Source organism: Pseudomonas sp. HN8-3, from assembly GCF_020790195.1.
In the GTDB taxonomy this organism is placed as follows: Bacteria; Pseudomonadota; Gammaproteobacteria; order Pseudomonadales; family Pseudomonadaceae; genus Aquipseudomonas; species Aquipseudomonas synxantha_A.
The window spans coordinates 2,280,582-2,306,015 of sequence record NZ_CP086206.1 but is presented as its reverse complement, the minus strand read 5'-3'; the positions used below and the strand labels follow the sequence as shown (position 1 = coordinate 2,306,015).

Below are 25,434 nucleotides of genomic sequence, written 5' to 3'. Positions count from 1 at the left end.
GCATAGACTGACACACCTATATCGGCAGCAGGCCCCCTCTCACATTTGGCCCGGGGACCTCTATTTGCTTTCGTCCGCCTTGCCTTCCTGCATCTGCACCGAAGACTTGCTGCCGCTGGTGTTGTCTTTGGTGGTGTTATCGGAACTGTCAAAACAACCGTGCAGCATGAACACACTGCACAAGCCCAGGCACATATATAACTTCTTCATGAGATTCCCCTAGCGATGTTTGGGTGATGCATCAGCCTATGCTGTATCAGGCTGGCGCAACCGCCCATATGTTCAATGCGCAGCCTCAGCGACTGACGAGTGGCTTGCCATCAACTCGCTAGCCTTTACGCACGACCAATTTGAGCTACCCTTGATCCGTTAAGGCCTGCTATCCGGTGACCCCATGGACACGTTGACCAAAGCGCAAATCCAGCGCGCGCTTGCGAGGCGGCTGTGCAACTGCCGTGTCTCCTGCACGATCAATCCGGATAACAGCCTGTCGGTGACGGTGCTCGCGCCCGATGCCAACCAGTTCACCATCGCCAACATCAACCGTGCCCAGTATCACGGCGAGCCAGGGATCAATCGGCTCGTTCGGGAAATCCTGGAAGACATGGTAGTTTCGCGACAATCGTCCCGCCTCTCCTCCGTGGAGTAAACGCAAAAATCAACGAGGCTTGCCATGCACGCTGGTGCTGCTACCCCCTTGCAACGCGTCAAAATCGACTACCTTCAAGACACGCTGCTCGGCGTGAACCCCCTGTCTTGCGAGTGCATGGCGAAGGTCATGGAAGCGGGTGCGGGCGTGTCGCTGCAAATTCTCTCGCCGTGGCCGGAACAACTATTGAAGGCCCATACGGTTCAGATCAAAACCGAAGGCCGCACCTATCACGGCGTTGTCGTTGATGCCGGCAAGAACAACGCCAATGAACTGCTGGTGACCATCAAACTCCAGGGCTAGGGACTCGCTACAGATGGTCCCGGCCGGAATGCCGTCCTTGCCGTCAGGCACCAGTAAACCGGTGTGGCGACTGCCATTTGCGCCGAACTGCACGCTTGTGAAAAAGGACCCGGTACGCTGAACGCTTGTTCCACAAATCGTCGCAAACCATGCGCCCCCCCTATCCGGTTGAACACCCTCCTCGGCAGGCTTTCTAGATGTTCTCGACAACTGCCCATGGAGGGAATCCCCGATGAACATTCACCGCCTGCAACCTGCACTGCCATCGCTGTGCCTGGCAATTTGCGTCGCCTCGTTGACAGCGTGCGCGGGCAACGACTCAGCCTCAAACGTGGTGGCGCCGGGTGATGCCAAATCGCCAGGCACGCGAGCACTCGATACCGGTGCCGCCCTGCTGCAGTCACGTCCGCCCATCGACGCGCTCAATGCCTACCTGGACGGCTTTCACTTCTACAACGGCCACCCCGACGTGCAGATGGAAGCGCACCACTACTGCTCCATCCTCAATGAGGAGGTGATCCAGTGCGTGATTTACGACGGCAACCGCAAGGACGCCAAGTTGATGGGCGTGGAATACATCATCAGCGAGCAGTTGTTCAACAGCCTGCCGGCACCGGAGAAAGCCTTGTGGCACAGCCATGTGCATGAGGTGAAGTCCGGCCAGCTGGTCGCACCCGGCATTCCCGCGGTGGCCGAGCACGCGCTGATGGAAAAGCTGGTGCACACCTACGGCAAGACCTGGCACACCTGGCATACCGACCTGCACAAGCGCCTGCCATTGGGTGTGCCTCAACTGATGATGGGGTTTACCGCTGACGGCCAGGCTGATCCAAGGATGGTCGCCGAGCGCGATCAACGCCTGGGTATCGACAGCACCGAGAAGAAGCGCTCTCGCGCCGATATAGCCCCACCGGCCATTGCACCCGGGGCGGATGCCTGGCGCCACGGCACGATCATCCAGATCGACGACCCTACCGCAACGCCTCACCGGCACTGACGGCGCCGCCGGATCATCTGGATTGAACAATCATTGACCCGCGCTTGCCACACAAGAATACGGCTGCATTCGCCGCCCTTTGCATGAGGTATTGCAACATGTCTTTCGATTATCAAGGCCCCGCCAGCATCATCACGGCTTCGCGTCACCTCGGAACCCAAGCAGATGAACGCCTCAACGAACACGTTGACGTAAATCTGACAGGTAGTGGTAAACCAACCCTGGTTCGCCTGGACTTTGACACTCCACTGGAGTGGCCCGGCCATCCCAATTTCGTCATGGTGAACTTGCCAGACGGTACCTCCGTCGGCGGTGTAATCGCCGAGATAGAGCGGCCCGCTGACAAAGCCGGGTGGGTAGAATTTACCGTGGATGACTGACTGCCGCAGCGCTGACAGCCCCCCATCGAATTGCCCGACAAGTTCTTTGAATTTTTTTTGACGTCAATTATCTGTAGTTCATGAGCATAGGGAGGCCTCATGAAAACCAACGAGCTATTTACCATCAAGTATCAACTTCACGGCGAGCCGAGGTCCTTTATCGTGCGTACGGCACGCATGAACAATGCTGAAGCATGGCACTGGGCCAGTTGCGATGCCGGCGTGGCGGTCATCCCCAGGTTCGGTCAAAACAACCTCAAGCGCGTGTCCAAGCCGATGGCGGAAAAATACGGCATTACCGATGTGCGCTGGTGCGGGGCGGAAGAAATTCAGTGGGCGGAGGGTGTCACACAATGAACAGTCAGGTGCTGGATTACACAATCAGTCAAAGGTGGGATGAGGAGATTGCGCAGAACACCCAGATGTTTTTCGAAGCGGATCGACTGGATGCGCAGGCGTATAACATCATCGAACACTACAGCGGCGATGCAACAACCTGGGCGCGCTTCACCGAGGCGAAGAAGCTTGCGGATGCGCAGCGGACTGCGGCTTATCGAGAGTGGATGCGTATACGGCGGGCTATGAGAACGTAGGAGCGAGCTTGCTCGCGAAAAATGTCAACGATAATGCGTAAACCTGAAGGGACGCGGCGCTTGTGAGCCTTTCGCGAGCAAGCTTGCTCCTACAAAAAAGACACGCCCCGTCCGGGGCGTGTCAGTCAACAAAGCGTGGACTGGTTTGTCGCTATCGGGGCATGGGTGTCTACACACCTTTGGTGTGACGCCGGACCTGTGGGAGGGGGCTTGCCCCCGATGGCGGCCTAAGAGCCGACCAGGATGCTGGACTTTGACCGAGTACATATCCGTTATTTGAGTCACGGCTGCTATTGGTTCCGCTTTTACAGCGGGTCACTTTCGAAAAGCGCGAAAGTAACCAAAGCGCTCTTGCCCCACCACTCGGCACCTCGCCTAGGCTCGGTGTGCCCGTAATCCGCCAGGGATTTGGGGGGCCGCCGCCACGCGCCATCCATGGCGCGGGGCGGCTAAACCGGCATCCCTGCCGGTTTACCCCCCAAATCCCTGGCGAATTCCGGCCAGCGTGGTTTAACGGGGCGCCTAAGATCAAGATCAAAAGCAGATCAAGATCAAGAGCGGCTCGCTTCGCATCGTGGTTACTGGTGGCTGCTACGAAGTTGTGTAGATACCCATGGCTATCGGGGGCAAGCCCCCTCCCACATTTTAGAGCTGCTTGAATCAGGGTTATGTGCCTGTTCAAAGAATCGGCTTGCCCCCCGTCACGCCATAGCGCTCGCCAGAGATGTAACTGCCTTCATCCGACGCCAGCAACACATAGATGGGCGCCACTTCCACCGGCTGGCCTGGGCGGCCCAGTGGCGTGTTGCCACCGAAATGCTTCACCGACTCCTCGGGCATGGTCGACACGATCAACGGCGTCCAGATCGGCCCCGGCGCTACGCTGTTCACCCGAATGCCACGCTCGCCCAGCATCTGCGCCAGGCCGGCGGTGAAGTTGGCAATGGCACCCTTGGTGGCCGCATAGGGCAACAGGGTCGGGTTGGGCATATCGGAATTGACCGACGAGGTGTTGATGATCGAACTGCCTTGCGCCATATGCGGCAGCGCCGCCTTGCAGATGCGAAACATCGCCGTGATATTGACGTTGAAGGTTTTCACCCAATCCTCGTCGGGAATATCTTCCAGGGATTTATAGGTCATCTGGAACGCAGCGTTATTGACCAGCACATCGATACGGCCGAATTTCTCGACGGTGTCATTGACGATCGCCGTGCACTGCGCCGCGTCGCCCAGGTCGCCGGGCAGCAACAGGCACTGGCGCCCTGCCGCTTCGACCCAGCGAGCGGTCTCCTTGGCGTCCTCATGCTCGTCCAGATACGACACCGCGACGTCCGCGCCTTCGCGAGCAAAGGCAATCGCCACCGCACGCCCGATACCGCTGTCGGCGCCGGTGATCAACGCAATCTTGTTGGCCAGGCGCCCCGAGCCTTTGTAGCTTTGCTCACCGCAATCCGGCACCGGGTCCATCTTGCGCTGGTCGCCCGGAACGGGCTGCTGCTGGGGATTGAAGGGTGGTGTTGGGTAGTGGTTCATCGGATTCCCTCCTGTGTATGGATAATGTTGCGAGGGCGTGCCGAGCGCGATAGTTCAGAGCAATTTTCATAAAATCGGATAACCGTTGCCGACAGATTTCCCTTTTTGTTGTAGGAGCGAGCTTGTTCGCGAAAATCATCAACGCTGACGTGTACTTTCTGAATGAACACGGCGCCTGAGAGTTTTTCACGAGCAAGCTCGCGCCTACCGTTGCGTAATAAAAATGTGCTATCCCTATGCGCTAGGGACTCATACATGAACGTGAAGCCGGCACTCGCCACGTGGAAGAAAAAACCAGAACGCCCATGACTGAACACCGCTCCCCCACCGCCGCAGAGTGGCTGATCCGCCAGGCCCAACCCGACGACGTACACGCCCTGGTTGAACTGGACGCCTACGCGGCTGCCCATGCCCACCGCCGCGTGTTTATCCACGATGCCGTGGTTAACCAGCAATGCCTGGTGGCAGTCAGCGACCACACGTGCGCCGGGTACCTGGTGCTCACCCACGACTTTTTCGATCACGGCTTTATTGCCCTTGTGGTGGTATCACCGACCTACCAGCGCCAGGGTGTGGCCCTGCGCCTGCTGGCGGCGGCCGAGGCGGCCTGCAAGACGCCGAAGTTGTTCGCCTCCACCAACGCCTCCAACCGCGCGTCCCAGGCATTGATGACAAAGGCCGGATTCATACCCAGCGGGCAGATCGAGAACCTCGACGAAGACGACCCCGAGTGCGTGTACGTCAAATTCCTGCGCTGATCTGCATCAGACCCAGGCCCAGGCGATCACCCACGCCGCCAGGTAAAGGCCCACACCAAACACGCCATGGTTGATCAGGCTGCGCAGTCGGTTCTTGCCTGGCGTCGGCGTCCTGGACGATGCAAACCCGGCCCCCATGGCCGGCTGTATCACAAACAGCGGAACGGCCACTGTCACAACACCCCACGCCAGTGCAGGTACAAAGGTCGGCGCCAGCAACCAGGCATCGCCTTCAATCCACACCAGCACCCACGCGAACACCACTCCGGTGACGTAATGCGCGATCCAACCCAGGGCTACTTCACCTCGAACGGGAAGCGCTTGCCCAATGCTTGAATGCGCAAATCGCCCCCGGCACGCATGGCCGACCCAACGCCCAACGAACGCAAAATTCAGGGTCGGAAAGCCAAGCACCTTCATCAGCAGCATCCACATATCCATCACCACGGTAGCCCCTGCCCCCAACAACACCACCTGTGCAACCCCTTCCAACGCTGTCATACCTACCTCTTAGTCATGGACCCATTCGACCTGCGCAGGCATCATAGAAGTTGAAGTCAACTTCAAGTCAATGGTCTGCCAATGGATATCACCGAGGTCGTCAAACGCACGGGCATTCCTGCCCATACGCTGCGTTTTTATGAAAAGAAGGGGTTGATTACATCGACCAGCCCGCCCGGTGCTCGCCGTCATTTCGCAGCAGCGGTCGTTGAGCAGTTGGCGGTCATCGCCCTCGGGCAGGCGGGTGGCCTGTCGCTGGACGAGATACACGCCATGCTGTCACCCAATGGCCAGGCCAATGTGGATAGAGCGGTACTGCTGGCCAAGGCCGACGAGATTGATGCCACGGTCAAACACCTGCAGGCGATGAGCCGGGGCTTGCGCCATGCGGCCGCCTGCCCTGCCCCCAACCACGCACAATGCCCGACTTTTCGCCGCCTACTCACCATCGCAGCAGCAGGAACCTTCAAGCGCGGCAGCGCCGGTCTCGCCAGGGTTCGGCCTGCTCACTCAAACACTGAGGCACTATGATTCGCCACTTTCAACCTGCCGACCTGGAACCCGTCCTGGATATTTGGCTGCACGCGTCCATCCTGGCCCACCACTTTATCGACCCCGCCTTCTGGCATGACCAACTGGGCGCCATGCGCGAGGTCTACCTGCCCAGCGCCGTGACCCGTGTGTTTGAAGCCGACGGGAAAGTGCTGGGCTTCAGTTGCGTATATGAAGACACCCTGGCGGCGCTGTTTGTCGCGCCTGAGCATCAGGGCAGTGGTATCGGTACACAATTGCTCAAGGACGCGCAGGCAGCCAGAACCTCACTTCAACTGAGCGTGTATTCGCAGAATGTTCCCAGCCTTCACTTCTACAAGAAGCACGGTTTTACCGTATTCAGAGAGCAACGGGACGAACACACAGGTCACCTTGAAACAGTGATGGGCTGGGCGCCTGATGGATTATTTGACCCACTGCCCTGATGACTCCAACCCGGCGCATCGGCGAGGAGTTGAAATGCCCTTGCGGCGGCCACCGGCATGCGTGTTCGGCGCTTGCCTATTGGCGATCAGCTAACGGTGTGACGCCTTGTTCAGGAACCTTTTCTTGAATACACAATCTGTGCATCTCCCTTGCGACCTAATTTGAGAACTACGCGCATGATTCTGAGAAAAGCCTGCCTGTGCCTTTTACTGCTAAGCGCCGGCTTCATTGCTGGCTATGCGGCCAAGCCCACTGCGCAGTTGGAAGTCACGGCAGGCCAACTCATGGAGTGTGGTGAAGTGATGATTCCGACGCTGGGGATGTGAGGTTAGAGCAGACAATCAATGCCCCGTGGCGTGCAGGGAAAATCCATTGCGTCCCGCAGCCTTCGCCGAGTAAAGCGCCTGATCAGCCGCCTCGATCAATCCGAGCGGCGGTTCCAGACGCAAACCCGTGCCCGCGGCAATGCCGATACTCACACTGACGTAACCGAACGGGCTGCCTGGGTGCGTGATGTTTTCGTGCTGCAGCGACTCAAGGATCCGTTGCGCGACCACCGCCGCGCCTTGGCTGTCGGTGCCGGGCATGATGATCGCCATTTCCTCACCGCCATAACGCGCCACCAGGTCTGACGGTCGTCGCGCGCATCGTTCCAATAGCCTGCTGACCCTCTGCAAGCAAGTGTCGCCGACCACGTGACCGAAGGCATCGTTGTAGCGTTTGAAATGGTCGATATCGATCATCAACAACGCCAGCGACGTACCTTCACGCTGCGCCCGGCGTGCTTCCAGGGCCAGTGTTTCATCGAAACAACGGCGGTTCGCCAAACCGGTCAACGCGTCCTTCATCGCCAGGAACGCCAATTGACGATTGGAATCGAGCAACTGTTGCTGGGCGACGCGCAGCGCCTCTTCCGCCGCGGTTCGCCGGCGAATATCCAGAATCAGGAACCAGCCGATCAGCCCGGTCAGCCCCAACAAGCCCGCCACCACGACTGCCGACAGTGCCGCCTCGATGCGCCACGCCGCGAGGGCTTCATGCTTGCCCAGCGCGACGGTGGTAATCAGCGGCAGCGTTTCGCTTTTGCGAAAGGCATACAACCGCTCCACACCATCCAGGCTGGAGGTATGCGCGGTGGTGCCAAAAGGCTGATCGAAATACTTGGCATAGATAGGCGACTTGGAAAAATTGCGCCCCATGTCCTGTTCACGGAAGGGATAGCGCACCAGCAACGTGCCGTCGGTGTAGGACAAGCCGATGGCACCCTCCAGGCCAACGTCAAGCTTGCCGAACACGCGCAGAAAGTTTTCCACCCCCAGCGTCACCGCAACCACCCCGGCAAAATTGCCCGATGCATCATTGAATCGGCGGCTGACGGTAACCACCCATTCCTGATTGGCACGGCTCTGAACCGGTGGGCCAATGAACGGCTCGGGGCTCGGATCGTCACGATGATGAATGAAATAGGCGCGATCGCTGCTATTGGCCCCCTCTGGAATCCGCCGGTTGGAGGACATCAACCAGCCGCCCTGACGGTCATACACCGTGATGCCACTGAGCTGCGGCATCAGCGGCTGCTGGCGGTTGATCAACGCATGGATACGCTCGATTTGCGCCGGGCCACTGCCTTCGGTTTCGAGGCGCTCGACCAGGCCCAGCAACAACAGCGCGCTTTGCCGGACGATACCTTCGGTATAGGTATTGAGTGCCTGGGTCAGGTTCAAACCATGCACATCCACTTCCGCCAGCGCGCGCTCACGCGAAGACAGAACCTTCCAGATCGTCAACGAGGTCAGGGAGCAACCAATCACCAACAGCAAAAGCATCACAAGGCGGGTATCGCGCTTCACGTCAGCACCTTAAGGAAGTCCGGTTTCCAGTCCAGCCATCATTCGAACGTCGGCACTTACAGAGGCCACCGGTTTATGGGCGCAAGCATACAAGCACTCTGCTTGCACTGCAGCAATAGCACCCACAGAAATTTCCTACACCAACAGCCTCGCCTCGGCTTGAACCAGACCATACGGCTCACGCCCCACCCTGCTGAAAACTCAACAGCGCCTGCTCAAGATCATCTATCGCGCCTTCAACCTCTGCCACACTCGCCTCAAGTGAAACAACCGATGCTTCAGGGCCAGTGCAAGCAACCTCCAGGGCCCGGCACCGTTCTACCAGTGCTCACCTTTAACCACACGGGCATCGGGCCGATGGCGTTGACCGCGAAGATGCGCTGCATGCGCTCCAGGCTCAGGTCCTCCAGACGCGACTGAGTCGTCAGCACGCCGGTATTATTGACCAGTACGTCGAGGCGCCCGAACCTGCGGTCGATGGCCGGGCGGTCGCGGCACCCACTCCGCGACTGCCACCGGTGATCAGGATCAGCGGTGCCTGCGAGACGTCAACCATTGAAAATACCTCCTTGGATGATGGCTGTATCAGCCGATGATAAGGGTGCCGCCGGCGATCACCACGCACGCCAGGACCCTGCGCGCGGTAAGGGTTTCGCCAAGAAAAAAGTAGCCAATCAACATCGCGAACAACACGCTGGTTTCGCGCAATGCCGATACCGCGCCCAACGGCGCTTCGTTCATCGCGTAGATCACGATTGCATAGGCCAGCAAAGACACCAGCCCGCCGACCACCGCGGCCAAGGTACCGGGGCGCAGGCTTAATAAACTGCGGGCATCGCGCAGGCCGATGTACACCGCTGGCATCATCACGCCCCACAACGCGCACATCCATACGGTATAGGCCAGCGGCGCGCCGGAGAGCCTGGCGCCGATACCGTCGACAACGCTGTAGGCCGCGATGAAACAGCCCGTTCCCAGCGCATAAGGCAGGCTGGGAACCGACAACCGACGCCCGCTGAAAGCCAGGGAAATAATCGCCCCTGACACCAGTGCAATCCCCAGCAACTCGACGGGCGCAATGCGTTCCCCGGCAAATACCGCAGCCCCCAGGGTGATCAGCGCCGGCGACGAGCCCCGGGAAATCGGATAGATCTGCCCCAGGTCGCCCACCCGGTAGCTGCGCACCAGGAACAGGTTGTAACCGACATGCAGCAACGCCGAAAGCACCCCATAGCCCCAGCTCTCAATCGCCGGCGTCACCATGAACGTAGCGGCGATGAGACTGGTGAAGGCAATGGCCATGCACATGACAGTCATCGACCATAGCCGGTCGGCACCACCACGCAATAGCGCGTTCCAGCTGGCATGAAGCAGGGCGGCGAACAGCACCAGGAAGATGATATGAGTAGGCATGCGCCATCTTAGGCAAGCCAAGGCCCCGGCTTACAGCGAAGTCTGCTCATCACAGCATGAACAGATACTCATACCTCATTGATCCGCCCGTTGTACTTTCAGCGCCTCGCTCATCAGCCATTGACGAAAGCTGAAGATATGCGGCTGGGTTTCGATGCCCTTGGGGCACACAAAATAGTAGGCAAGCGGTGACGGGAACGGCACATCGAACAGGCGCACCAGGCGGCCATCGCTGATTTCCTGCTCCACATGCCCGCTGCGCACCAACGCGATGCCATGGCCGAGCAGGGCCGCCTCGACGGTCATGTTGGTGTCGCCAAACCTGACGCTTTCCCTGAGCGGCGTAAAAGCCAGCCCCACCGCTTGAAACCAGACCTCCCATTTCGGTGCCAGCTCGGCGCCATCGCGGGCCAGCAGCGGGAAGTCCAATAAATGGGCGGGGCTGCCCGGGGTGCCAAGGCGCCGCAACAGTTCGGGGCTGGCCACGGGAAACACCTGCTCGCCGAACAAAAACTCCGAATACAGGCCCGGGTAATTCCCCTTGCCCAGCCGGACCGCGACATCCGCTTGGGCGTCGGAAAAGTGGATGACGTCGTCCGTGGTGTCCAGCGCAACCAGCAGCTCGGGGTGCTGGCGAGCGAGGTTCGGCAAGCGTGGCAGCAGCCATTTCAAGGCAAAGGAATAAGTGGTGCTGACCTTGAGCCGTACCCTGCCCTTTTGCTCGCGCAGGTCGGCCAGGGTCGCCTCCAGGCTCATGAAGAATTCGCGCACGATGGGCGCCAGGGTAGCCCCCGCCGGGGTCAGGCGTAACGACTGGCCACGCTCGAACAACGCCAGGCCCCAAAGCGCTTCCAGGTGTTTGAGCTGGTGGCTGACCGCGCTCTGAGTAACATGCAACTCCTGCGCGGCCGCGGTAAAGGTCGGGTGGCGAGTGGCGGCTTCGAAGGCGCGCAAGGTCGCGGTGGGCGGCAGATCTCTCATAGATAGGGTGTCCGGCGAGTTAGCAGTAAGCGCTGAGCATGAGCATTGACTCATGTTAGCCCTAAAGCACCAGGTTCGCGTATTGCTCCAGCAGCCGCGCCAAGTGCTGATATCCGCTCGCCAGATGAGGCGCACCAAGCCTGCTCAACGACCGGGATGTGCGCCGCGCCTGTGCGGCGCCGATCGCGGGATGATGGGCATATCGTGCAACCCGCCGCGCACCGCTTTGCACGCATCGGGCCACGGGAGATGCCGGATCAACACCGCTGGCTTTGCGCTGTAGCCGATTCAATTGCTTGCTCAGTTGCAGCGACAAGTAGCCCGCCGGGTCAGCGTGCGGGTGATCAGCGCCAAGCAAACTCTTCAACGTAACTAACCGGTGTTGTTGCTCCGCTTGCCATTGAGCATGATCGATTGTATTTGCCTGGCGTAGCAGCAGGCGTGTGTGCCGGTGCAGCGCACGTGTCAATGCGCGTACCTGCCTGGCTGGATCTTTGGGCAGGATCTGAAACGCCAGGAGGCACACAATCATCGCCACGATCCAGGCCAGCGCCTGGTTGGCGAAACCGACGAAATCGTAGGTGGCGGTCATACCGGTGCTCACCAGGGTGTTGAAGCCGATCAGGTAGGCAACCCCTTGCAGGGCATGGCGCGGCTGGCTCGTGGCATGGATGCCGAATGACCAGAAGCCCGCCATGACCAGCAACAACAGAGGGAAGCCGTTGATCTGTGGCATCAACAGGAATTTGCACAGCGCCGCCGCCACAATCGCGTAGAGCGTGCCGCGGATAAAACCGTTGATACCTTGGGCTGGCGCGGCAGCCGTCGCCACCAGGGTGCAGTACGGCCCCAGCACCGCCAGTAATGTGGGCCCTTGATCCCAGCCGCTGAAATACCAGATCGCACCCGCACTCAGTATGGCGAGCAGTGCCCGGATGCCGTTTCGCGCCGCATCCGCGTAATGGCGGTGATACCCCACGGCGCGTACTGGCGCGCGGCGAGCCTGGTCGAGGCTGGCGAAGTTCAACAGGGCCTCGCCCAAGTCCGCCAATTGGTCGTCCAAGCGTTCGCTGCGCAACCGCAGGTGTGGGCTTGAGTGGGCGCAATCATCCACCCAGCGACGCAGTTGCTCCAGTGTCGCGGCCGCGGCGCGAAAGTCGCAGCGAGCCTGCGCCAGGCATTCACTCAGTTGCTGCAAGCCTGTGCTTATGCGGGCGCGCAACGCGGGGTCGATTGCGGGGTCGGGGTCGTCCGGGTGCACGTCGAGCACAGCCGACTGCAGATGCGCCAGGCCGGCCTGAATCGCCAGCTGCCGCGAGCGGATCAGCGACGATTCGCCACGGCCGAGCCCAAGCTGGTCGTCCACCTTGCTGATATCGATCGCGAGCTGGTGCCGTTGCGTCGCCAGCTGCGCAGGCTCTTCACCCACAAGGCTTGCCGCGAGCAGCCGGGCGCTGCGCGCACAGGCGTCGATCAGCGAGCTTCGAACTTTATGCGCCATGGTCTTGGCGCTGAACAGCGTCGCTACCAGGCTCAAGCTGAGCACGCCGAGCGCTACCGCCGTGCCACGAGTGATGATGTGGTCGAAGCCCTGTTCCGGGGCGACGATGGCAGGGCCCAGCGCCAAACACACCGTATAGCCCGCCACCACTGCCGCGGTGGCCTGGTAATGACGCAAAACCGTCATTGCACCGACGCACAGGCCCAGCCATATACCGACGCCCAGTATGAACAACAGCATCTGTTGTGCGAACAGCCCTATCAGCACGAAGGCCGCGACCATGCCGACCAGGGTGCCCAGCATCCGGTACACACCCTTGCCTCGCACTGCCCCTTGGATGGGCTGCACCAGCAACAACACCGTGGACGCACCCGAGAATGGCGAATCCAGATGCAGTTGGAAACCAAGCCAGAGTGCCAGGCTTGCCGCCAGGATACTGCGCAGCACGTAGGCAAGCGTGGCGGACGTCCAGGGCCGAGGGATCGCCGCGAAAAAGCGTGTCGCCAGGCCAGTCATCACATGAACGCCTGCAGCCATTGGGTGAGTCGCCAGCGCGCTGCGGCGCCCGGCTGCGTCACTTCGACACTGGCGGTCATGCCCGCCGCCAACTCTACCCCGTCCGGCACCTTGTCCAACTCGATGCGCACGGGCACTCGCTGGGCCAGACGAATCCAACTGAAGGTCGGGCTCACCTGGGGCAAGCCGCTGTCGTTGCGCAACTCATTGGTGTCGGCAATGCCTCTGCCCAGGCTTGCCACGTGGCCTTCCAGCAGCGGGTCAAAGCCCATCAGCTTGATCGACACCGGTGCGCCGATGAGTACACCCGGCAGCTTGGTCTCTTCAAAATAGCCCGTGATCCAGAAACTATGAGCGTCGACCACGAACAGGTTGGTAGCACCCGCCTGCGCATAGTCACCGGGCTGCAACCGCAGTTGCGTGACGTAGCCGTCCACTGGCGAACGCACAGTCGTGCGGTCAAGGTCGAGCTGGGCCTGGGCCAACTGGCTGCGTGCCGCGTCCAAACGTGCTTGGGCCACGGCCAAGTCACGCGCCGCGTTGTCGATCTCTTCCCGGGCGATGGCGCCGCCCAGTTGCGCGCGCCGCTTGAACTGCGCACTGCGCTGCTCGAACACACTCCGCGCTTCTGCGAATTGCGCTGCGCGCTGCTGCTGGGTCAATCGATAAGCACGCGTATCAATCCGATAGAGCAAAGCACCCTTTGCCACCCATTGGTTGTCACTGACCCATAACTGATCGATTTGGCCGGACACCTCGGGCGCAATGCGGATCACCTGTGCACTCACCCGCCCATCCCGCGTCCAGGGCGCCAGCACGTATGCCCGCCAGAGTTGCAGGCAAAACACCAGGGCCAGCACGCCAAGCCCCACGGTGGCGGCAGTTTTAAGCAGTTTGACGATAGACATGCGCGGCCTCGCTCAGCAATGGACGACCATCGTCGACACGACGATGAGCGAGACAAAAAAACGCGCCAGCGCCGGGTGCCACGCTCGGTCCAGCCAGCGACCGGCCAGACGTTCGATCAGCCGGTAGGCCAGGAGGGACGCACCCAGGTAGATCAACAAGGGCGGAAAGTAGAGGTTGGCAATCGAGATTTCGCTAAGCATGGCAAGCACCGGGATTCGGAAGGTTCTAGCAGTCGCCCGCCCAAGGAAGGCAGGCTTGTAGGTGATGCTAGGGAATTACTGCCACTGCCGATATTGAGTACACTGCCAAAATATAATCAAATCCGGACAACCCTGGATGAGCTTGCATGGCACAGATCCAAGTCGATCAGTTTGAGTACGACACCCTTTCCCAGCCCGCCGTAGCGCTGATGCTGGAACCCCAGCGCAACGACAGCGAGTCTGCCGTACACAAGCACCGCAAGGGGCAACTGGTGGTGGCGTGTTGCGGTGGCATTGTGTGTACGGTGGAAGATGGCGTGTGGATGGTGCCGTCAGGGTTCGGCGTGTGGATCCCGGGGGGCGTCGCTCATAGCAACCGCGTGACAGCCAACGGGCAGGTGTGTTTTCTGTTCGTGGAGCCCGGCGCTGCATCGCTGCCGGATCGCTGCTGTACCTTGGCGCTGTCGCCATTGATCCTTGAGCTGATCCTGCACCTGAGCGGCCAGGCTCAGGATTACCCGGCCGATTCACGCACTGCTCGATTGGCCCGCGTACTGCTCGAAGCGCTTGAACTGGCCCCCACCGAACAACTCTACCTGCCTCTACCCGCCTCAAACCCGCTGCGCACCATCGCCCGGGCCCTGGCGCAGGATCCCGCCAACCGCGCCACCATGGCAAACTGGGCACGCCACGTGGCCATGAGCGAACGCTCGCTGGCCCGCCTGGTAAAAGCCGAAACCGGCCTGACCTTCGGACAATGGCGCAAGCAATGGCAGATCATCGTCGCCCTGCAAAGCCTGGCCGAAGGGCAATCAGTGCAGAGAACCGCTGAAGCGCTCGGCTATGAGTCAGTCAGCTCGTTCATCACGATGTTTCGTAAAACCCTGGGCACCTCACCGGCCCGTTACCTGCGCAACACCGTGGGTCTTACCTAAGACTCCAGCGTCAGCGCAATTTTCAACCGCAGATCCTTTTCCGCAAATGGCTTATGCAACACCGGACAGCCCCTGAACTCTTCCGGCAGGCCACTGCCGCCGTAGCCCGTACTGAACAAAAACGGAATGTGGCGTGCGCGCAGAATCCGCGCCACTGGGAAGACGTATTCTCCAGCCAGGTTCACGTCGAGGATCGCCAAGTTGACATCCACCACCCCTGCCACGTGTATCGCCTTGGCGAGTTGGGCCACGGAGGCGACTACGGTGCACTCCAGGTCTTCGAGCATTTCCTCGATCAACATGGCGATGGTGCCCTCGTCTTCAACCAGGAGCACTCTGGTGCCTGGGAACGTGGTCATGTCTGGTTCTCAGCGAGCATAAACGAGAAGCGGCAGTGAACGCCCTCAGGGGCGAAGTCAAGTTCGAACGAACCGCCTAGATCACGCTCGATACAGCGCTTCATCAACCGCGAACCCAAGCCTTCGCGCTCCGGCGTGGAGACCGAAGGCCCGCCTTGTTCGCGCCAGTCCACGGTGAGCAGCGCGCCGCTGGGCTGGGGTCGCACGCTCCAGCTCACCGAGAGTGTCCCGGTGTCGGTGGACATCGCTCCGTATTTGAGGGCGTTGATCGCCAGTTCGTTAAGTGTCATGGTCAGGTTCAGGGCGACGCGGGTGTCGACCTCGATGGCATCACCGGCAATCACCACGCGACCGGAATCATGGCCAAACACCGGCACCAACACTTCCTGGGCCAGCACTCCCAGCGGCGTAAGGCCCCAATGCCGCTTCGTCAGCAGGTCATGGGCACGCGACAAGGCGAGCAATCGGGCTTCGAACCGGGTGTAGCCGTCCCTGGCATCCTGCGCGTTACGCGCGGTCTGGGACGCCAGGGACTGGACCGTGGCCAGGGTGTTCTTGACCCGATGATTGAGTTCATCGATCAAGTTCTTTTGTCGGTCTTCGGCCTGCTTTCGCTCGGTGATATCCACAAGCATGTTGATCGCGCCGATCAGATTGCCATCGGCATCGTGCAGCGGGGTCGGATACGGCGTGAAAGACACGCGGGTGCCATCCGGACGCTCGGCGACGGCCTCGACGCCGCGTATGGCGCGGTTTTCCTTGAGTGCCACGGCCATCGGGCATTGGTCGTGAGGCAGAAAAGAGCCGTCGGTGTTAAATAGTTTCCAGGTGACACACCACAGGTCGCCCAGTTGCGGCGTGCGCCCCGACAACTCGACGGCCGCACGATTATAAAAAGTGATACGCCCTTCGGCGTCGGTGGTGTAGACCGCTGCCGGCAGCGCCTCGAGCAGATCGCGCATGTGCCGTTCGCTTTCACGCACCCGGTTTTCCATTTTTCGGGCCAGCGTGACGTCCTGAATGACCCGCACACCATAGCGGAATCGGCCATCCGGCGCCCTGACCGACGAGCTATGAACATCCAGATAAAGCGCCTGGCCATCGAGCTTGAACGCGCGTTTGCGCAACACGTAGTTGTCCAGTTCACCCGCCACCTGTCGTGCGTATAACGCCGCGTCCTGCTCGACACTGTCTGGGTGGGTGTAGTCCAGGAAGGTCATCGCCAGCAATTGCTCACGAGGGCGCCCGAGCATGGTGCAAAGGGCATCGTTGACCCGCAGCAGGCGACCGTCCTCGCCAGCCTCGGCAATGCCGATGGTCGCCGCCTCGTAGGTCGCCGCCAGCCGGTCATCGCTCTCCTGGCGCCCGGTTTCGGCGTCGTGCACGCGGGTCACGTCAATCGTGAAGCAACGTGTGTTGAAGAACTTGCCGTCTTCGAATCGCCCATTCGAGGTAATCGCTACGTGCCTGATGCTGCCGTCCTTGGCCCGCAGGCGCGCCGGGTAACTGTTCAGGCAATCGCCGCTGCCGAGTTTATGGAGGATGTCGCCGATGACCGGTTCATCCACATGAAATTCAGTGATGTGACGGCCGATGTATTCGTCCGCGCAATAGCCCAGCAGCGATAACTCGGCTTTATTGGCGCGCAGGATAATGCCTTCGCCGCTGACAATATGCAGGCCCACGGCGCTGTTTTCGAAAAAGTCTTCGAGGTCGGAACTTTTGCGTCGCAGCTCCTCGGCTATTGCGTGGTGCGCCGAGACGTCCTGAAAGCAATTGATCGCGCCCTGGATTCGTCCATGGCGATCGCTAAGCGTGCGGATATTCATGAGCGCTACGAAGCGAGATCCGTCAGGGCGCTCGATCAAGACTTCCTGGTTACGCGCACACAGGCCAGCGTTGAGCGTCGACGCCATCGGACATTCGTCGACCGCCAATGGAGCGCCGTCTGTCGTATAAAGTCGATATGAGCCGCAATAGCGGTCGCCATGCTTACCGAGGGCTGGTGTTCGTCCCCACAAACTAACCGCTTCGCTGTTGAACCTGACGAGCCACCCGTCGCGGTCACAGAGGTAAATTGCCCCCGGAATCACATCGAGCAAGTGAGTCCCCATCGCGACCAGGCTCTCGTATTCACTGGGTTCGCGTGTGGTTGTGGGGGGCTGGTCAACATTCAACATACTTGATCCTCAATGCACCTGTATTGAAAAACGCGACTGCTATTGCCGCCTTTCGCTCTTCCCTGAGTGTATGTACTGAAAAAGCATTCCACCTTGGATAAATTTCATTCACACGCAAGACTTTGCCTCGGGCGCTGGAAGCGCCGAATGGGAACGAAACATGAAGCCTACCGCTCAGTATAGTGTTGCCGCTTCGAGTTTATCAGCCGACGTAGCATGAGGAGAGACTGTGTCCACTTCCAAGCTGACCTCGCGTGTTCTCAATACACCGCGCCATACGACGCACTATGTAGAGATGGGACCGGCCGATGGGCCATTGATGCTGTTCCTGCACGGTTGGCCGGAGCTCAGCCTGATCTGGCGCGCACAGATCCAAGCATTCGCGGCACAAGGCTGGCACTGCGTTGCACCCGACATGCGCGGTTATGGTCGTTCTTCTGCACCCGCGCCCACGCAGGCGTACACCCTTGAAAACATCGTGGCCGACATGGCAGAGCTTCACGACCATCTCGGTGGCAGGCCCGCCATTTGGGTAGGCCACGATTGGGGCAGCGTCGTGGCGGGTGAACTGGTCGCTCATGAGCCTCAGCGCAGCTGCGGTGTTGTATTGATTTCGGTCCCGTACTTCCCCACCACTAACGCGCTGCCAACGCTCGTCCCACTGGTTGACCGCTCGATCTACCCGGCGGACACGTATCCGGACGGTCAATGGGATTATTACCGCTACTACAACACACACTTTGCGTGCGCTGTCGCTGACCTTGATGCGGATAAAGCCGCATCGCTGGCGTCGATTTATCGCCGAGGCGACCCGGCGAATATCGGCAAGATTGCAGCGAATGCCGAAGTGACCCGCAAGGGCGGGCGGTTCGGCCAAGCGCACCGGGCCCCCCTCACCCAGCCAGACCTTGCACTCTGGCCGCAGGCAGACTTCGCGCAATTGGTGCGCAGTTTCCAGGCGCATGGTTTCCGCGCTCCCTGCGCGTGGTATTTAAACGACGATGCCAACATTGAGTATGCACACCGGGCGTGCAATGGCGGCCTCTTGTCATTGCCAGTGTTGTTTGTGAACGGCGATTACGATCAGATGAACACCATCAAAGGTAATCATCTGGGCGATCCAATGCGAGCGGCCTGCGTAGATCTCACCGTGGCGAGCCTACCCGGCGGGCATTGGTTGCCGGTGGAATGCAAGGTCGAACTCGTTGAAGCCATAAGCACCTGGCTACGCAAGCTCAGGTCCCACTCTTGACCTTGCTCCAGACCCGCGTACGCACGCGCTCCAGTTTCAAGGGCAGCGGCTCCAGCGCAAATAGCGTATCCAGCACTGCCTTGGAAGGATAAACCCCAGGATTATCGCGCACCTTCGCATCAACCAGCCCTTTGGCGTCCTTGTTGGCATTGGCATAGCTGAGGTAATTGGACGACGCGGCAATCACCGGCGGGCGCAGCATGTAGTCGATGAACGCCAGGCCCTGCTGGGGATTCGGTGCATCGTTGAGCAGTACCAGGTTTTCCACCCAGATCGGCGCGCCTTCCTTGGGGATGCTGTACTGGATCCGGCGACCATTGCCGGCGGCATCGGCCGCTTTGCGAGCGTCCATTACGCCGCCCGCCCAGCCGACGACAGCGCAGATATCGCCATTGGCCAGATCGGTGATAAAGCGCGAGGAGTCGAAGTAGCGAATGTGCGGGCGCAGTTTCAACAGCAGGGCCTGGGCCTTGAGGTAGTCTTCCGGGTTCTGGCTGTTATAGGGCAACCCCAGATAGTGCAAGGCGATCGGGATGATTTCAGCGGGCGCATCCAGCATCGCCACGCCGCACTCGCCCAGCCTGGCGAGGTTTTCTTCTTTGAAAATCAGGTCCCAGGAATCTACCGGTGCGTTGTCACCCAGGAGCGCGTGGACTTTGGCGACGTCGTAACCAATGCCGGTGGTGCCCCACAGATAAGGCACGGCAAAACGATTACCGGGGTCGTTGCTGCTGACCTTGGCCAGGATATCCGGATCCAGATGTGACAGGTTGGTCAGTTGCGAGCGATCCAGTTCCTTGAGTACACCGGCCTTGATCAGGTTCGGCAACAGGTCGCCGGTAGCGACTACCACGTCATAGCCGCTACGCCCGGCCATAAGTTTGCTTTGCATGACCTCGCTGTTGTCGAACACGTCGTAGGCCGATTGAATGCCGGTCTGCGCCTGGAAATCCTTCAGCGTAGTGGGCGCGATGAAGTCATACCAGTTATAGATATTGACCTTCGGCTCCGCCGCCTGAGCGCATGCCATTGCGCCGCTGATAACGGCAGCCAGCCCCCATTGCATGCATCGAATAGCGATCATCACGAACTCCTGGGCCGGCACCTGCGCACCAGCTGATTATTGTTATGGAGGGTACAAACGCAGTCAGCGAATAAGCAGTTCACGGCGGCCATTGGGATGCTCGACAGCCTCGCCTTGCAGCAGCAACCGACGATCATTGAGGTAGTGATAATCCCTGCGAGCCGCCTTGATTTGAGCAAGGTCCAGACCGAACGCATGACGGGTTTCTTCGCGCCCGGCTTCGTACGGCACGCGACCAAACGGGTCGACCACCGTGCTGCCGCCAGCAAATACCAGACCGTCATCGCCCTGCCCCGCGCGGTTGACCATCACGCAGAACACCTGGTTTTCCTGGGCCCTGGCCATGATCGCGGTGCGATGCACCGGGCCGTAGGGGTCCATGTTGCCGTTGGTGACGATGATCAATTCGGCACCCAATTGCCCCAGCGCCCGCGCCGTTTCCGGCAGCTCGATGTCGTAGCAGATCAGCAGGCCGACACGCACGCCGTTCCACAGCGTAGTGACGAAGCGATCGCCTGGCGTGATGTCGGCGCGCTCGGAGGGCCACAGATGGGTTTTGCGATAGCGCAGGGCAATACCCTCGGGTGTGATCAATACCGAGGTGTTGTAATAGGCGTCCGCATCACGTTCGACCAAGCCAATCACAACCGACACATTGCGTTGGCGCACCGCCTGCTGCACGGTTTGCAGCGTCGGGCCGTCCAGAGGCTCGGCGACCTTGGCCAGTTGTTCGCCACCGACGAAGCCCATCAAATGGGTTTCCGGAAATACCAGCAAGTCGGTATCCGCGTTGCAGTTGGCGATGGTCTCCAAGGTGCGTCCCAGGTTATAAGCGGTATCACCGTCGCGGCCGGCTAACTGCAAGAGTTCGATGTTCATGGCAGGTCCTTGGGCAAAGTGGAAACCCGAATTTACCCGGGCCTTCAAATGAGTATGGGGTGCAGCGCAATGGGAAAAAATCACTTCAATGGGGTACCCCGCAATGGGTAGTCAAACCAATCTGACCTTGCAGGATGTGGCCTGGCATGACGCGGTCGGGCGGCTGATCGAAAACCTCGACCAACCGCACTTCTGGGTATCCATGACGCGTTTGCTCGGGCGCTATGTGCCGGTGGACAGCTGGGTGGTACTGATCTTCAACCCTGGCAGGCCACTGGTACTGGCTGAATCGCCTACGGAGGAAGGCGGCACCGACTCGCTGTTCCAGGACTACCTCAAGGGGCTTTACCTGCTCGATCCGTTTTACCTGGCCAATCGCGAATCACCGCGAAGTGGGCTGTTTCAACTGGACGACGTTGCCCCCGAGTGTTTTGAGCAGACCGATTATTACCAGCGCTACTTCCGCCTGAACGTGGTCGCCGATGAGATACATCTCAATGTGCAACTCGATCCCCAGCGCACTCTGAGCCTGTCGTTGGGCAGCCGTTGCCGCTTCAGCCAGGAGCAACTGGCACTGCTGCGGTTGATCCAGCCCTGGGTGGCCGGCCTGATGCGTCAGCGCTGCGTGTTTGAACAGGCTTCGAACAGCGCGCCGTCAGCAGAGCCGTCAACGGACTGGCAAGAGCGCCTGCTGTCACCGACGCTGCAGATCAGCTCGGCGTTGTCGAGCCGTGAAGCCGAGGTAGCGCAGTTGATGCTCAGTGGCTGCTCGAACAAAGAGATCGCCCGCAAGCTGGCGATCTCTGCCGAAACGGTCAAGGTGCATCGCAAGCACATGTACAACAAGCTGGGGATCAAATCCCAGTCCGAGCTGTTCCTATTGTTCCTTCAGGCTCAGGAGTGAACAGCAGCCGTCCAACCCACCTTCGTCATCGCCGCCAGCAATTGTTCAGGTTTGAGCGCCAGTGCTTGTCGGCCACGGCCCTGCAGGTCGTTGGCGGCCAACAGAGCATTGAGAATTGCTTCCTCGACGGCGTCCGCAGCGGCCACAAACAACGCGGAGATGTAGTCGTTATTGACCATCTGTAAGGCCGTGGTCGGCGGGCCGGGTTGCCCGAGATTAGCAACCGGCAAGCCGGTATTGCCTACAGAGAACGCGATGAAGATGTCGCCGCTGTCGTCTTCGGTGCCGCCACCGACCCGCGCCAAACCGATACTCGCACGCTGTGCCAGGCGTGTGCATTGATGGGGCAGCAAGGGCGCGTCGGTGGCGATGGTGATCACGATAGACCCCATGCCAGGCACGCCGACGTTCACCGGCCCGTCATAAGGCGAAGGCGTGTCCTGCAATACGCTGCCCACCGGGTAACCCGCCACGCGCAAGGCGCTGCGTACGCCGTAGTTGGCCTGCACCAGTGCGCCCACGGTCCAGCCGCCCTCTTCGGCGCTCAGCACGCGAGACGACGTACCAATCCCACCTTTGAATTCATGGCAGATCATCCCGTTACCGCCGCCCACGCAGCCTTCCTGCACCGGGCCGCTGTGTGCATCCGCCAATGCGGCGTGCACATGCTCGGCGGTGACGTGCTGGTCCCAGATATCGCTCAAAATGCCATCGTAGGTTTCCAGCACCACCGGCATGCACCAATAGGTGTGTTGCTTGCCCATTTCACGTTCGGCGGCCACCAGTGCATCACGTACCACGCCGACGCTGTGGGTATTGGTGTAGGCAATGGGTGTGGTCAGCAAGCCTGCTTCGCGAATCCACTCCAGACCGGTGGCGTCGCCGTTGCCGTTGAGCACGTGAACGCCGGCGAAACACGGCGCCAGATGAGCTGCGACCGGCCGCGGCTCGATGATGGTCACACCGGTATGCATCGAGCCGTCGGTGCTTTCGGCATTGAGGGTGTGATGGCCGACGCGAACGCCGGGCACGTCGGTGATGGCGTTGAACGCCCCGGGTGTGCCCGTGCCAATGGTGATGCCCAGGTCTCGTAAGCGCATGTTTTTACTCTCGATAAGCCCGTGAAGAATTGGCTCAAGTCTAGGTAGTCGGCCAGCCGTTGACGATAACCCACAGTTGTTACCCCCGATGAGTTAGGTCGGCCCCGCTTTGGACGATGGCAAATGAAGCCTGGGGTTTCGGGCATGGTGCCAATCGCACCGGTCCGTATCATTTGCCAATGGGCAAAGCCCTCTAAACCGCATTCACATCCCGCTTGCAAACATTCACTCGGCAAAAGCCCTGAGCGCTGGGCTGGGAGACTCATGTCCGTCGATATCACTAAACACGGCTCAAAAGGCTTGATGTTTTTTCTCGCGCTGTCACTGACCGCAGCGCTCATGAACAGCAGCGCACCCACGCCGCTGTACCCTTTTTACCAAGAACACCTGCAGATCAACGCTGTGGACCTGACGTTTATATTCGGCGCCTACGGTGCCGGTGTTTTGCTGGCTTTGATGACCCTGGCGCGCATCGCCGGCCATGTCAAAGACCAGCGTTTTTTGCTGCTCCCAGCCATTGCACTGGTGCTGATCGGCGCCTGGTTGTGCGCCGAATGCGATTCGTTGTGGGCCCTATGTGCGGCCCGCGCCATCTCGGGGCTTGGCGCAGGGATCATGACCACCGCGGTGAACGTGACGCTGGTGCGGTTCGGTCCGCTCGACAACGGCAAGTTGGCGGCGACGCTGGCCACCTTGGCAATGATCCTGGGGTTGGCTTTCGGCCCAGTGCTCAGCGGCGTGGCACTGCAACTGAACCTGTACCCGGCCAGCCTGCCCTTCTGGTCGATCATGGCCCTGGTCGCTGTCGCCGCCCTCGGCGTACTGGCGCTCTGGCCCCGCCACGCCCTCCAGGCCCACACCGCCGCTCACACTGCACAAGCGTCGTTACGTGAAGGCCTGCGGGGTATTGGTCGGCCCTTCCACTTGTGCGCGTGGTCGGTGTTTTTCAGCTGGTCGTTCACGGCCTGCGTCTTCGTGATTGGCCCCGGCGCTGCCGAACAGCAACTGGGCTTGAGTGACCGCGGCATGTTTGGCTACAGCATGGCGGTGTACCTGTTGATCGCCGGGGCCAGCCAGCTGTATTGCAAACGCCTGGATGCAGCGCGTGCATTGCGTTCTGGGCTGCTCGCCCAGTGTGCGGCCTTCCTGCTCCTGCTGACGGCCTTCTCGGTCCATTCGCTGACGCTCGCCGCGTTGGCCCTGGTAATCGGCGGCTATGCCTACGGGGCCATTTTTGTCGGCAGTGCGCGGCTGATCAATCAGCTGGCTCCCGCCAACTGCCACGCCAAGTTGGTGGCGTATTTCTATATGACCATCTACCTGTTCAACGCTGTGCCTATTCCGCTTGGGCTACTGGTGGATTCGATGGGGCTTGCCCCGAGCGTGGTCGCCGCCTTGGTCTTTTTTCTGGGGCTCGGTGCCGTGCTGGCGATTCTCGCTGCACGGGTCCGACTCCCTCATGCGCATCAACAGTCCAGTTGAGCGCTCGTCACCGTTGAGCCATCAGGGCTCTTAATTTTTTGCCTTACGTCAGTACCGGAATCATGCATAAAAAACTTAAAGTGTGCGTCACGATTGCTGCGGTGCTCGCCATTGGCGGCGCCGTCGGCTTGTACCGGCAGTCCACCTCTGCGCAACCTACCCAAACGACGGCCGGAACGGCTGCGCCGGCCATCCAGGTAGCCGTCGCCACCGCCACGCAAGCCGATATGCCTAACACGTTGGCGGGTATCGGTGAACTGGAAGCCACCCACCAAGTCATGGTCACCGCCGAAAGCGGTGGCCTGGTACGTGCCATTGCATTCCAACCCGGCGAGCGGGTGAAAGCCGGGCAAACTCTGGTGCGACTCAACGATGCGCCGGAGCAAGGCGAACTGGCCAGGCTTCAGGCCCAGGCCGCCAACGCCAAGGCCAAGTTGCAACGAACCCAACGCTTGCTGCCCCAACAGGCGGCGACGCAAGAGGAACTGGATCAGGTGCAGTCCGCCTACTCCCAGGCGCTGGCCGATATCGTGCGGATCAAGGCGCTGATCGATCAGAAACGCATCAAGGCCCCTTTCACCGGCGTGCTGGGTGTACGCAAGGTCAACCTGGGCCAGTTCGTGCAGGCCGGAGATGCCATGGTGTCGCTGACCGACGCACAGACGCTGTACGCCAACATCACCCTGCCCGAACGTGCCCTGGCACAGCTCAAAACGGGCCAGGAGATGAGCGTCAGCGTAGACGCGTACCCCCAGCGCTTGTTCATGGGCCACGTCAGTACCCTCGAACCACGTATCGACCCCGGCACCCGCACGGTGCTGGTCCAGGCCACGGTTCCGAATCCGGACAACCTGCTGTCACCCGGCATGTACGCCAATGGCGAAGTCCATCTGCCAGCCAAAAAAGACGTGATCAGCGTGCCTGAAACAGCCGTGAGCTACAGCGCCTACGGTGACTTTGTCTACGTCGTCGAGGGCGCTGATACCCAACTGACCAACACGGTACGCCAAGTCTACGTGAAGACCGGCGAACGCTCGGATGGCCGGGTCGTGCTGCTTGACGGCGTAAAGGCCGGTGATCGCGTGGTCACCTCCGGTCAGTTGCGCTTGAGCAGCGACGCCCTGGTACGCATTGCGCTCAAGGACACCGTAGGGCTCGACCAAGCCGCAAGCCGCTGATACACCAAGGATCTGA

The 25,434-nt window shown here is 60.3% G+C and carries 29 protein-coding genes and 1 pseudogene; 15 read left to right on the top strand and 15 right to left on the bottom strand.

The window, feature by feature from the left end; all coding sequences use genetic code 11:
- Positions 1-60: 60 nt before the first annotated feature.
- Positions 61-210: a hypothetical protein gene (locus LJX92_RS10395; protein ID WP_005787387.1), complete on the bottom strand. Its 150-nt coding sequence runs from the start codon at positions 208-210 to the stop codon at positions 61-63.
- Between the two features lie 184 nt (positions 211-394).
- Here LJX92_RS10395 and LJX92_RS10390 point away from each other — a divergent pair, with 184 nt between their 5' ends.
- The 6 genes from LJX92_RS10390 to LJX92_RS10365 all read left to right on the top strand — a co-directional run bounded on the left by LJX92_RS10390 (position 395) and on the right by LJX92_RS10365 (position 2,922).
- Entirely contained in the window at positions 395-649 is a 255-nt protein-coding gene (locus LJX92_RS10390; protein WP_005787385.1) for a hypothetical protein, read from the top strand.
- A gap of 24 nt (positions 650-673) precedes the next feature.
- Positions 674-952: a hypothetical protein gene (locus LJX92_RS10385; protein ID WP_032876579.1), complete on the top strand. Its 279-nt coding sequence runs from the start codon at positions 674-676 to the stop codon at positions 950-952.
- Between the two features lie 232 nt (positions 953-1,184).
- Complete coding sequence (locus tag LJX92_RS10380) at positions 1,185-1,949, top strand: OBAP family protein (RefSeq protein ID WP_228309708.1); 765 nt, start codon at positions 1,185-1,187, stop codon at positions 1,947-1,949.
- Positions 1,950-2,047: 98 nt separating this feature from the next.
- Positions 2,048-2,329: a hypothetical protein gene (locus LJX92_RS10375; RefSeq protein ID WP_228309707.1), complete on the top strand. Its 282-nt coding sequence runs from the start codon at positions 2,048-2,050 to the stop codon at positions 2,327-2,329.
- 99 nt (positions 2,330-2,428) lie between these two features.
- The gene (locus LJX92_RS10370; RefSeq protein WP_005787382.1) at positions 2,429-2,686 is read left to right on the top strand and encodes a DUF6555 family protein; all 258 of its coding nucleotides are present in this window, start codon (positions 2,429-2,431) and stop codon (positions 2,684-2,686) included.
- Positions 2,683-2,922, top strand: a complete 240-nt coding sequence (locus tag LJX92_RS10365; RefSeq protein ID WP_005787380.1) for a hypothetical protein — start codon at positions 2,683-2,685, stop codon at positions 2,920-2,922. Before LJX92_RS10370 ends, LJX92_RS10365 begins: the two co-directional genes overlap by 4 nt.
- 678 nt (positions 2,923-3,600) lie before the next feature.
- Here the strand turns inward: LJX92_RS10365 and LJX92_RS10360 are convergent.
- Positions 3,601-4,458 carry an SDR family oxidoreductase gene (locus LJX92_RS10360; RefSeq protein WP_032876588.1) on the bottom strand — a complete coding sequence of 286 codons (858 nt, stop codon included), beginning with the start codon at positions 4,456-4,458 and terminating at the stop codon, positions 3,601-3,603.
- Positions 4,459-4,763: 305 nt separating this feature from the next.
- Between LJX92_RS10360 and LJX92_RS10355 the strand changes: the two genes are divergently transcribed.
- The gene (locus tag LJX92_RS10355; RefSeq protein WP_032876592.1) at positions 4,764-5,216 is read left to right on the top strand and encodes a GNAT family N-acetyltransferase; all 453 of its coding nucleotides are present in this window, start codon (positions 4,764-4,766) and stop codon (positions 5,214-5,216) included.
- A 6-nt stretch (positions 5,217-5,222) separates the two neighbouring features.
- Here LJX92_RS10355 and LJX92_RS10350 read toward each other — a convergent pair whose 3' ends face one another.
- A complete protein-coding gene (locus LJX92_RS10350) occupies positions 5,223-5,717 on the bottom strand; it encodes a DUF2938 domain-containing protein (protein WP_228309706.1) in 495 nt (164 codons plus the stop codon).
- Between the two features lie 81 nt (positions 5,718-5,798).
- Between LJX92_RS10350 and LJX92_RS10345 the strand changes: the two genes are divergently transcribed.
- From LJX92_RS10345 to LJX92_RS10335, 3 genes are all read left to right on the top strand, one after another.
- Entirely contained in the window at positions 5,799-6,248 is a 450-nt protein-coding gene (locus LJX92_RS10345; protein ID WP_034119103.1) for a helix-turn-helix domain-containing protein, read from the top strand.
- Complete coding sequence (locus LJX92_RS10340) at positions 6,245-6,694, top strand: N-acetyltransferase (protein ID WP_103735320.1); 450 nt, start codon at positions 6,245-6,247, stop codon at positions 6,692-6,694. The genes LJX92_RS10345 and LJX92_RS10340 overlap by 4 nt, the downstream gene beginning before the upstream one ends.
- 177 nt (positions 6,695-6,871) lie before the next feature.
- Complete coding sequence (locus tag LJX92_RS10335) at positions 6,872-7,021, top strand: hypothetical protein (protein ID WP_177464527.1); 150 nt, start codon at positions 6,872-6,874, stop codon at positions 7,019-7,021.
- 15 nt (positions 7,022-7,036) lie between these two features.
- Here LJX92_RS10335 and LJX92_RS10330 read toward each other — a convergent pair whose 3' ends face one another.
- The 7 genes and pseudogenes from LJX92_RS10330 to LJX92_RS10300 all read right to left on the bottom strand — a co-directional run bounded on the left by LJX92_RS10330 (position 7,037) and on the right by LJX92_RS10300 (position 14,065).
- A complete protein-coding gene (locus LJX92_RS10330; RefSeq protein ID WP_228309705.1) occupies positions 7,037-8,545 on the bottom strand; it encodes a sensor domain-containing diguanylate cyclase in 1,509 nt (502 codons plus the stop codon).
- Between the two features lie 347 nt (positions 8,546-8,892).
- Positions 8,893-9,101: pseudogene (locus tag LJX92_RS10325) on the bottom strand (SDR family NAD(P)-dependent oxidoreductase); the annotation flags it as partial.
- Positions 9,102-9,130: 29 nt separating this feature from the next.
- Entirely contained in the window at positions 9,131-9,958 is an 828-nt protein-coding gene (locus LJX92_RS10320; protein WP_032876610.1) for a DMT family transporter, read from the bottom strand.
- A gap of 75 nt (positions 9,959-10,033) precedes the next feature.
- Positions 10,034-10,939: a transcriptional regulator GcvA gene (gene gcvA, locus LJX92_RS10315; protein ID WP_032876613.1), complete on the bottom strand. Its 906-nt coding sequence runs from the start codon at positions 10,937-10,939 to the stop codon at positions 10,034-10,036.
- A 61-nt stretch (positions 10,940-11,000) separates the two neighbouring features.
- Entirely contained in the window at positions 11,001-12,956 is a 1,956-nt protein-coding gene (locus LJX92_RS10310; protein ID WP_228309900.1) for an FUSC family protein, read from the bottom strand.
- Entirely contained in the window at positions 12,956-13,864 is a 909-nt protein-coding gene (locus LJX92_RS10305) for an HlyD family secretion protein (RefSeq protein ID WP_032876619.1), read from the bottom strand. The genes LJX92_RS10310 and LJX92_RS10305 overlap by 1 nt, the downstream gene beginning before the upstream one ends.
- 12 nt (positions 13,865-13,876) lie before the next feature.
- Positions 13,877-14,065 (bottom strand): DUF1656 domain-containing protein, encoded by a 189-nt coding sequence (locus LJX92_RS10300; RefSeq protein WP_032876622.1) that lies wholly within the window; start codon positions 14,063-14,065, stop codon positions 13,877-13,879.
- A 146-nt stretch (positions 14,066-14,211) separates the two neighbouring features.
- Between LJX92_RS10300 and LJX92_RS10295 the strand changes: the two genes are divergently transcribed.
- Positions 14,212-15,000, top strand: coding sequence for an AraC family transcriptional regulator (locus tag LJX92_RS10295; RefSeq protein WP_228309704.1), 789 nt, complete (start codon positions 14,212-14,214; stop codon positions 14,998-15,000).
- Here the strand turns inward: LJX92_RS10295 and LJX92_RS10290 are convergent.
- Both LJX92_RS10290 and LJX92_RS10285 read right to left on the bottom strand, forming a co-directional pair.
- The gene (locus LJX92_RS10290) at positions 14,997-15,359 is read right to left on the bottom strand and encodes a response regulator (protein ID WP_103735325.1); all 363 of its coding nucleotides are present in this window, start codon (positions 15,357-15,359) and stop codon (positions 14,997-14,999) included. The two genes, LJX92_RS10295 and LJX92_RS10290, sit on opposite strands and share 4 nt — an antisense overlap.
- Positions 15,356-17,539 carry a PAS domain S-box protein gene (locus LJX92_RS10285; protein ID WP_228309703.1) on the bottom strand — a complete coding sequence of 728 codons (2,184 nt, stop codon included), beginning with the start codon at positions 17,537-17,539 and terminating at the stop codon, positions 15,356-15,358. Before LJX92_RS10285 ends, LJX92_RS10290 begins: the two co-directional genes overlap by 4 nt.
- Positions 17,540-17,768: 229 nt before the next feature.
- On the opposite strand from LJX92_RS10285, the gene LJX92_RS10280 reads away from it, so the two are divergent.
- Entirely contained in the window at positions 17,769-18,791 is a 1,023-nt protein-coding gene (locus LJX92_RS10280) for an alpha/beta hydrolase (protein WP_032876631.1), read from the top strand.
- On the opposite strand, the gene LJX92_RS10275 is transcribed toward LJX92_RS10280, so the two are convergent.
- Positions 18,775-19,875 carry a polyamine ABC transporter substrate-binding protein gene (locus LJX92_RS10275; protein ID WP_228309702.1) on the bottom strand — a complete coding sequence of 367 codons (1,101 nt, stop codon included), beginning with the start codon at positions 19,873-19,875 and terminating at the stop codon, positions 18,775-18,777. The genes LJX92_RS10280 and LJX92_RS10275 overlap by 17 nt on opposite strands.
- A 63-nt stretch (positions 19,876-19,938) precedes the next feature.
- Positions 19,939-20,754: a carbon-nitrogen hydrolase family protein gene (locus tag LJX92_RS10270; protein WP_228309701.1), complete on the bottom strand. Its 816-nt coding sequence runs from the start codon at positions 20,752-20,754 to the stop codon at positions 19,939-19,941.
- A gap of 103 nt (positions 20,755-20,857) precedes the next feature.
- Between LJX92_RS10270 and LJX92_RS10265 the strand changes: the two genes are divergently transcribed.
- Entirely contained in the window at positions 20,858-21,658 is an 801-nt protein-coding gene (locus LJX92_RS10265; protein WP_032876637.1) for a helix-turn-helix transcriptional regulator, read from the top strand.
- On the opposite strand, the gene LJX92_RS10260 is transcribed toward LJX92_RS10265, so the two are convergent.
- The gene (locus LJX92_RS10260) at positions 21,649-22,758 is read right to left on the bottom strand and encodes a P1 family peptidase (protein ID WP_032876639.1); all 1,110 of its coding nucleotides are present in this window, start codon (positions 22,756-22,758) and stop codon (positions 21,649-21,651) included. The genes LJX92_RS10265 and LJX92_RS10260 overlap by 10 nt on opposite strands.
- Positions 22,759-23,022: 264 nt before the next feature.
- Here LJX92_RS10260 and LJX92_RS10255 point away from each other — a divergent pair, with 264 nt between their 5' ends.
- Together LJX92_RS10255 and LJX92_RS10250 are read left to right on the top strand one after the other, a co-directional pair.
- Entirely contained in the window at positions 23,023-24,240 is a 1,218-nt protein-coding gene (locus LJX92_RS10255; RefSeq protein WP_228309700.1) for an MFS transporter, read from the top strand.
- A gap of 62 nt (positions 24,241-24,302) precedes the next feature.
- A complete protein-coding gene (locus tag LJX92_RS10250) occupies positions 24,303-25,418 on the top strand; it encodes an efflux RND transporter periplasmic adaptor subunit (protein WP_228309699.1) in 1,116 nt (371 codons plus the stop codon).
- Positions 25,419-25,434 lie beyond the last annotated feature (16 nt).